The organism is Streptomyces sp. NPDC059456 (genome assembly GCF_042750055.1).
In the GTDB taxonomy this organism is placed as follows: domain Bacteria; phylum Actinomycetota; class Actinomycetes; order Streptomycetales; family Streptomycetaceae; genus Streptomyces.
This window is the reverse complement of sequence record NZ_JBHYVA010000560.1, coordinates 1-5,764: the sequence shown is the minus strand read 5'-3', so window position 1 is coordinate 5,764 and position 5,764 is coordinate 1. Positions and strand designations below refer to the sequence as shown.

Genomic DNA, 5,764 nt, shown 5'->3' with positions numbered 1-5,764 from the left:
CCGGCCCCAGAGCACGACGGCACGGGCCAGCGCCGCCGCGTCGGCCACGGCCGCGGCCTCGTCGGCCGGTCGGCCCGCGGCCAGTTCCTCCCGCAGCGCCCGCTCCCGTACGGCTGCGTGCAGGTAGGGGCTGACCGTGAGGATCCCGTCGTGGATGTCCGACTCGCGCTGGGTCAGCCGGATCTCGATGGGCGTCCAGGGGCCACCGGCCAGGTCGATGCTGTGCCGCGTCGCCGCCCGCAGCTCACGGGAGAGCGGGCGGAGCCGGACGTACCGGCTCCACATGTCCCACTGGCCCGTGACGTGCTGGGCGATGAGCGGCAGCACGAACCCCGTCGCGACCAGGAGCGCGGACACCGAGGCGAACGCCGGCGCGATCTCGGCGCTGAGGACGTCCCAGTCGCCGCCGGCCCAGCGCGCCCCGATCGCGCTGAACTTCGCGATGTCGTAGAGGAGGTTCAGCACGTATCCGGACGCGATCAGCGTCAGCCCCGCGCGCAGCGGCCCGTGGACCTGGCGCGCCCACCGCCGGCACAGCACCGTCATGGTGACCGCCGCGGTGGTGTGGGCCGTGAGGTAGAGGAGGATCATCTCCCTGAGGTACGGCGTGGACGCGTAGTACGTGTCCAGGTCGCGCAGGCGTTCCACGGGGGCGTCACCGAGCGCGAACAGCACGTTGATGGCCGCGATCACCGCGAGCGTGACCATGGTGCACAGGCGCGACCGCCGGCGCGTCCGCTCCGCGTCCCGCGGACCGCTGCTCCACCGGAAGATGAGCACGATGTTGGCCCCCGAGAAGGCCGTGAGCAGGGAGAACACCACCGGCGCGGCGGCGTTGGGGATCCCCGTGAACCGGTTGACCGCGACCAGGGTGGGGATCGCGGTGAACCCGAACACGGCGGTGGCCAGGACGAGGAGGGTCACGACGGACCGCAGGAGTTCGTCGCGGGGGTTGCGGTACAGGGCGGGGGCCTTGAGGGCCGCCGCCACGAGCAGCAGGGCGCCGGGCAGGTAGAAGCCCAGTCCGTTCGAGTCGTTCACCGCACGCGCTCAGCGGCTCAGCTCGTCGAGGTGCCGGTACAGGGCCGCGTGCCCTTCGGCGGTGGGGTGGACGCCGTCGACGAGCAGTCCGGCGTTCCCGCGCAGCGGCTCCCACAGGTCGAGGTGGTCGACGTGGTTCTCCTCGCACCAGGCCCGCATGGCCGCGCGCAGGGCCAGTACGCGCGCCCGGGTGAAGCACAGACCCTCGTAGTCGTGGGTGCGCTCCTCGTCGATCCACGTCGGTCCCGCGACGACGAGCCGCGCGTTGTGGTCGAGCGCCGCGGCGGCCAGCGCGTCGAGACGGTCCGTGACGTGCACCGGCTCGTCGAACAGGGCCTGCGGGGAACCGGCCGGCAGGGCGGAGTCGTTGATCCCCGCGGCGACCAGGAGCGTGTCGGGCCGACGGGGGCCCAGCAGTGCGGGCGTCTGCTCGCTGACGTCCGCCAGGGTGATGCCCGGAATGGCCAGGTTGAACAGCCGGTGCTCGGCCTCGTTCCGTGCGATATGGGAGGCCGCCAGGCGCCCCGCCCATCCTCCCCGCGGGTCGCAGCGCCCGTAGGCGATGCTGTCGCCGACGATCACGATGCGCTGGGCCGAGCGCAGCGGCTTCGCGTCCAGGTACGCCCAGACGCTCTCCCCGGAGGTGAGCACGACCCGGCGGCGGGCGTAGTCGTCGACCTCGTAGGCGTCGGCGGCGGCGAGTTCCCGGTCGGTCAGGTGCAGGACGGCGCCCTCGACGGCGGAGCCGAGCTTCCGTTCCAGGATCAGGTGGACGTCGAGCCCGCTCGCGGCGATCACGGCCGGGTCGGTGATCGGCAGGGGCCGGGTGGTGTAGCCGGCCAGCGACGCCGGGGAGGTGGGCACCGTCCGGCCGAAGAGAGCGGTCTGCACCTGTTCGTCCCTCAACGTACCGAAGGAGAACAGGATGTGGGGGCGGGTTTCGGTCACTGAGCCGCATGGCCTTTCTTGAAACAGTTGATCAACTCACCCTAGCGGCCACCCCCGGACGACCGAACCGGACCCCGCCCAAGGCCCGTTGGCCCCGGCCGGCCGCCGTCCACCGCCCGCTCCCGACCCGGCTGACGGGGCCTCGGCTAGGTTGGGGCCATGAGCGACAGCACTGCCTTGGGCGAGTTCCTCAGAGCACGGCGCGAAGCCCTCGGACCGCAGGACGTGGGACTGGCCGCGCACGGCCGGCGGCGGGTGCCGGGGCTGCGCCGGGAGGAAGTGGCCCTGCTGGCGGGCGTCAGCTCCGACTACTACATGCGCCTGGAACAGGGCCGGGAGACCAGCCCCTCACCCCAGGTCCTCGACGCGCTCGCCGCCGCCCTGCGGCTCGACGAAGCGGCCCGCCACCACCTGCGCAGACTGCCCCGTGCCGCCCGGGGGCGCCACGACACCCCCACCGACCACGACGCCGTCGGCGCGCACCTGCCGGGCCTGCTCGACAGCTGGCCCGACACCCCCGCCTTCGTCCTGGGACCGGCCCTGGACGTCCTGGCGCACAACACCCTCGCCGCCGCCCTGCACAGCGGATTCGAGAGGTTCGACAACCTGGCCCGCATGGTCTTCCTCGACCCGGCCGGGCGTGCGTTCCACCGCGACTGGGAGCGGGCCGCGCACTCCTGCGCCGCGGAGCTCCGCGCCGCCTACGGACACGACCCCGGTTCCCCGCGGATCACCGAGGTCGTCGACACGCTGCGCGCCCGGAGCCCGGAATTCGCCGGGCTCTGGGCACGGCACGACGTGCGGGGCAAGACGCACCGCACCAAGCACCTCGTGCACCCCGAAGCCGGCGCTCTGGAGATCGAGCTCTCGGCCTTCACCGTCAACGGCGCCCCGCACCGGCAGCTGGTCGTCTACCGGGCCGAGCCCGCGAGCGCCACCGCGGCGGCCTTCACGGAACTGCGCTCCGGGACCGGGCGCGGGGCGCTCCAGGGCAGCCGCGCCTCCTGATCCTGGGTGCGCCGCACCCGGGAAAACGGCGACCTGGTTGCCGCGGCGGCCGCGGCCGACGCTGGTGGCGCACAGCGGTGCGTGCCCGCCCGGCCGTCACCGCCCCGCTTCCCAGCGCCGGAGAGAAGACCCCGTGACCCGCGTGACCCCCGTGACCCGCATGACCGTCCACGACACCACCAGCGCCGCCGCCCTCGACCTGATCCGCCGCCGGCCCGCCGACCGGCGGCGCATCCTGTTCACCGGCGCGACCCTCGTCACCATGGACCCCGCACTCGGCACCGTCGACCGCGGCGACCTGCTCGTCGAGGGCGACACGATCGCCGCCGTCGGGCACGGCCTCGAGGCAGCCGACGCCGTGACCGTCGACGCCACCGGGACGATCCTCACCCCCGGCTTCGTCGACACCCACCGGCACGCCTGGCAGGCCCAGCTGCGCCGGATCATGCCGGACGTCGACGACCTCGGCGGCTACGTCAGGTCCACCCTGGCCGGCCACGCCACCGTCTACCGGCCCGAGGACATGTACACCGGCACCCGGCTGGCGGCCCTGACCGCGATCGACAGCGGCATCACGACGATGCTCGACTTCTCCCACAACTCCCGCACCCGCGAGCATTCCGACGCCGCGATCCGCGCCCTCCTCGACACCGGAATCCGCGGGGTGCACGCCTCCATGGGCCCGCACTTCGGCGACTGGGACCGGCAGTGGCCCGCCGATCTGACCCGCCTGCGGAGCGAGTACTTCAGCAGCGACGACCAGCTGCTGACCCTGCGCCTCGCGGCCCTCGCCACCGACGAGATCGCCGGCCCCGCGCTCGCCTACGGGCCCGGACTCGCCCGCACCGCCGCGGACCTGGGCATCGGCGTGAGCGTCGACGCCGTCTTCGGCACCACCTCCTCGGAGGCCGTGCTGCGCTGGGCGAAGGACGGCATCCTCGGTCCCGGTGTCACCCTCATCCACGCCACCGGGCTCACCCCCGGGGCATGGCGCGCCATGGGCGAGACCGGCACGACCGTGGCCCTCGCCCCCACCTCCGACGCGCAGATCGGCCTGGAGACCGCGGTTCCCGCCGTCGACGAGGCGCTGTCCGCAGGCATCCGGCCCGGCCTGAGCATCGACGTCGAAGTCGCCCTGGCCGGCGACATGTTCACGCAGATGCGGACGCTGCACGCCATCCAGCGGATGCGTGCCGTCAACTCCGCGTACGGCAGCGACCGGCAGCCCCCCCGCATCACCACCCGCGACGTCCTGGACTTCGCCACCCTCCAGGGCGCGCACACCAACGGACTCGCCGCCGTCACCGGCTCGCTCACCCCCGGCAAGCGGGCCGACCTGCTCGTCGTCCAGGCCGAGGACCTGAACAACATGCCGCTCAACGACCCGATCGGCACCGTCGTACTGGGCTGCGACGCACGCAACATCAGCACCGTCCTGATCAACGGTGAGCCCCGCAAGTGGAACGGACAGGTCCTGGACGTCGACCTGCCCGCGCTGCGCCGCGAGGTCCACGCCTCGCGCACGTACGTACTGGGGGCCCGCACATGACCGAGGTCTGCCCCTTCCGCCAACCCGCGTGCCATCATGTCGAGTTGTGGCTGAGGGGGAGGCTATGGCGAATACCGCGATCCGCGTGCGCCTGACGCAGGGTGCGAGCGAGGGCGACGTCGGGGCGCTGAAGGCGTGGCTCGAACGGGAGCAGAAGCTCGAAGCGCTCAGGAACAGCGGCGGGCTGGAGATCCACGAACGCGCGGGGGCGCAGGACGGGCCGGCCAGCCCGATGGGTGCCGGGATGGACATCATGCTGGTCCTGATCGGAGCGGCGGCGCCCAGACTGTTCGACGAGGTGTTCGAGCAGGTGAAGAGCGGTGTCCGCGCCTGGCGCGAGAACCGCCGCGCCGTGGAACGCGGCGAACCCCCAGAGGTCGACGTCACGCCCGGCGGCGACGGGAGATAGCCCGGTGGCGCGCTTCGACCCGCGCGGGAAAGCGAACCGGGCACTGCTCGTCGGAGTGCCCGAGTACGACTTCAAACAACCCGGCCACCCCTTCGGGGTGTCGGGAGACCTTCCGGCGGTCGAACACAACCTCGCAGCACTGGAACGGGCGCTGCGCGCGGGCGGGTTCTTCACGCAGGACGGGATCACCGTCACCCGGCCGCGCACCGTGGACGAGTTCGACCGGCACCTGGACACCGCCGTGGAGGAGGCCGACGGGCTGCTCCTGCTCTACTTCTCCGGCCACGGCGCGGTCCCCAGCACGGGGGACGAGCTCTGGATGCTGATGCGGCGGGCGACGGTCGTGCCGGGCACCGAGTCCGTGTTCCGCGGCGGCGTGCCCTGGAAGAGCGTCCTCACGGTGCTGTCCCGTGCCAGGGCGGAGCAGGTCGTCGTCATCCTCGACTGCTGCTACGCGGGCAACGCGTCGGCGGCCTGGGACGCGCTCGGGGCCGCCCAGCGGCAGCGGACCTCGCTGCTGATGGGGGTCCAGGCCAACAACCGCATCGACGCGGGCGACGGTGACGCCCCCACCCCGTTCACCGGACGACTCGTGCGCCTCCTGCACGACGGCCTCACCGGACACGGCGGCGACGTCGGCTTCGGCGATCTCGCCGACGGACTCAGGGCCCACATGTCCGCACACCACGTGACGCTGCGCGAGCCCCCCGAGCCGTGGGAGCCGCAGAGCCGCTCGGCCACCACGCGCGCAGACGTCCTGCTCGCCACCCCACCCGTCCCCTCGCCGGGCGCGCCCCCGCCGCGGCCGG

The 5,764-nt window shown here is 73.2% G+C and carries 6 protein-coding genes; 4 read left to right on the top strand and 2 right to left on the bottom strand.

All coding sequences use genetic code 11. The annotated features are described in order from the left end of the window. Positions 1-1,041, bottom strand: a 1,041-nt coding sequence (locus ACFXA3_RS33340) for an MAB_1171c family putative transporter (RefSeq protein WP_385193035.1), incomplete at its 3' end; no start/stop codon positions are given. A 9-nt stretch (positions 1,042-1,050) separates the two neighbouring features. After that, a complete protein-coding gene (locus ACFXA3_RS33335; protein WP_385193033.1) occupies positions 1,051-1,989 on the bottom strand; it encodes a GDSL-type esterase/lipase family protein in 939 nt (312 codons plus the stop codon). Positions 1,990-2,148: 159 nt separating this feature from the next. Between ACFXA3_RS33335 and ACFXA3_RS33330 the strand changes: the two genes are divergently transcribed. From ACFXA3_RS33330 to ACFXA3_RS33315, 4 genes are all read left to right on the top strand, one after another. Beyond that, a complete protein-coding gene (locus ACFXA3_RS33330) occupies positions 2,149-2,997 on the top strand; it encodes a helix-turn-helix domain-containing protein (protein ID WP_385193030.1) in 849 nt (282 codons plus the stop codon). A 160-nt stretch (positions 2,998-3,157) separates the two neighbouring features. Then, the gene (locus ACFXA3_RS33325; RefSeq protein WP_385193037.1) at positions 3,158-4,546 is read left to right on the top strand and encodes an amidohydrolase family protein; all 1,389 of its coding nucleotides are present in this window, start codon (positions 3,158-3,160) and stop codon (positions 4,544-4,546) included. Positions 4,547-4,610: 64 nt separating this feature from the next. Continuing rightward, on the top strand, positions 4,611-4,955 hold the full coding sequence (locus ACFXA3_RS33320) for a hypothetical protein (RefSeq protein ID WP_385193028.1): 345 nt from the start codon (positions 4,611-4,613) through the stop codon (positions 4,953-4,955). Between the two features lie 4 nt (positions 4,956-4,959). Further along, positions 4,960-5,764, top strand: an 805-nt coding sequence (locus ACFXA3_RS33315) for a caspase family protein (protein WP_385193026.1), incomplete at its 3' end; no start/stop codon positions are given.

What these genes read in the sequence shown, in the direction of transcription:
- ACFXA3_RS33330 (WP_385193030.1), top strand. Translation starts at nt 2,149, where the DNA reads ATGAGCGACAGCACTGCCTTGGGCGAGTTCCTCAGAGCACGGCGCGAA.
- ACFXA3_RS33325 (WP_385193037.1), top strand. Translation starts at nt 3,158, where the DNA reads ATGACCGTCCACGACACCACCAGCGCCGCCGCCCTCGACCTGATCCGC.
- ACFXA3_RS33320 (WP_385193028.1), top strand. Translation starts at nt 4,611, where the DNA reads ATGGCGAATACCGCGATCCGCGTGCGCCTGACGCAGGGTGCGAGCGAG.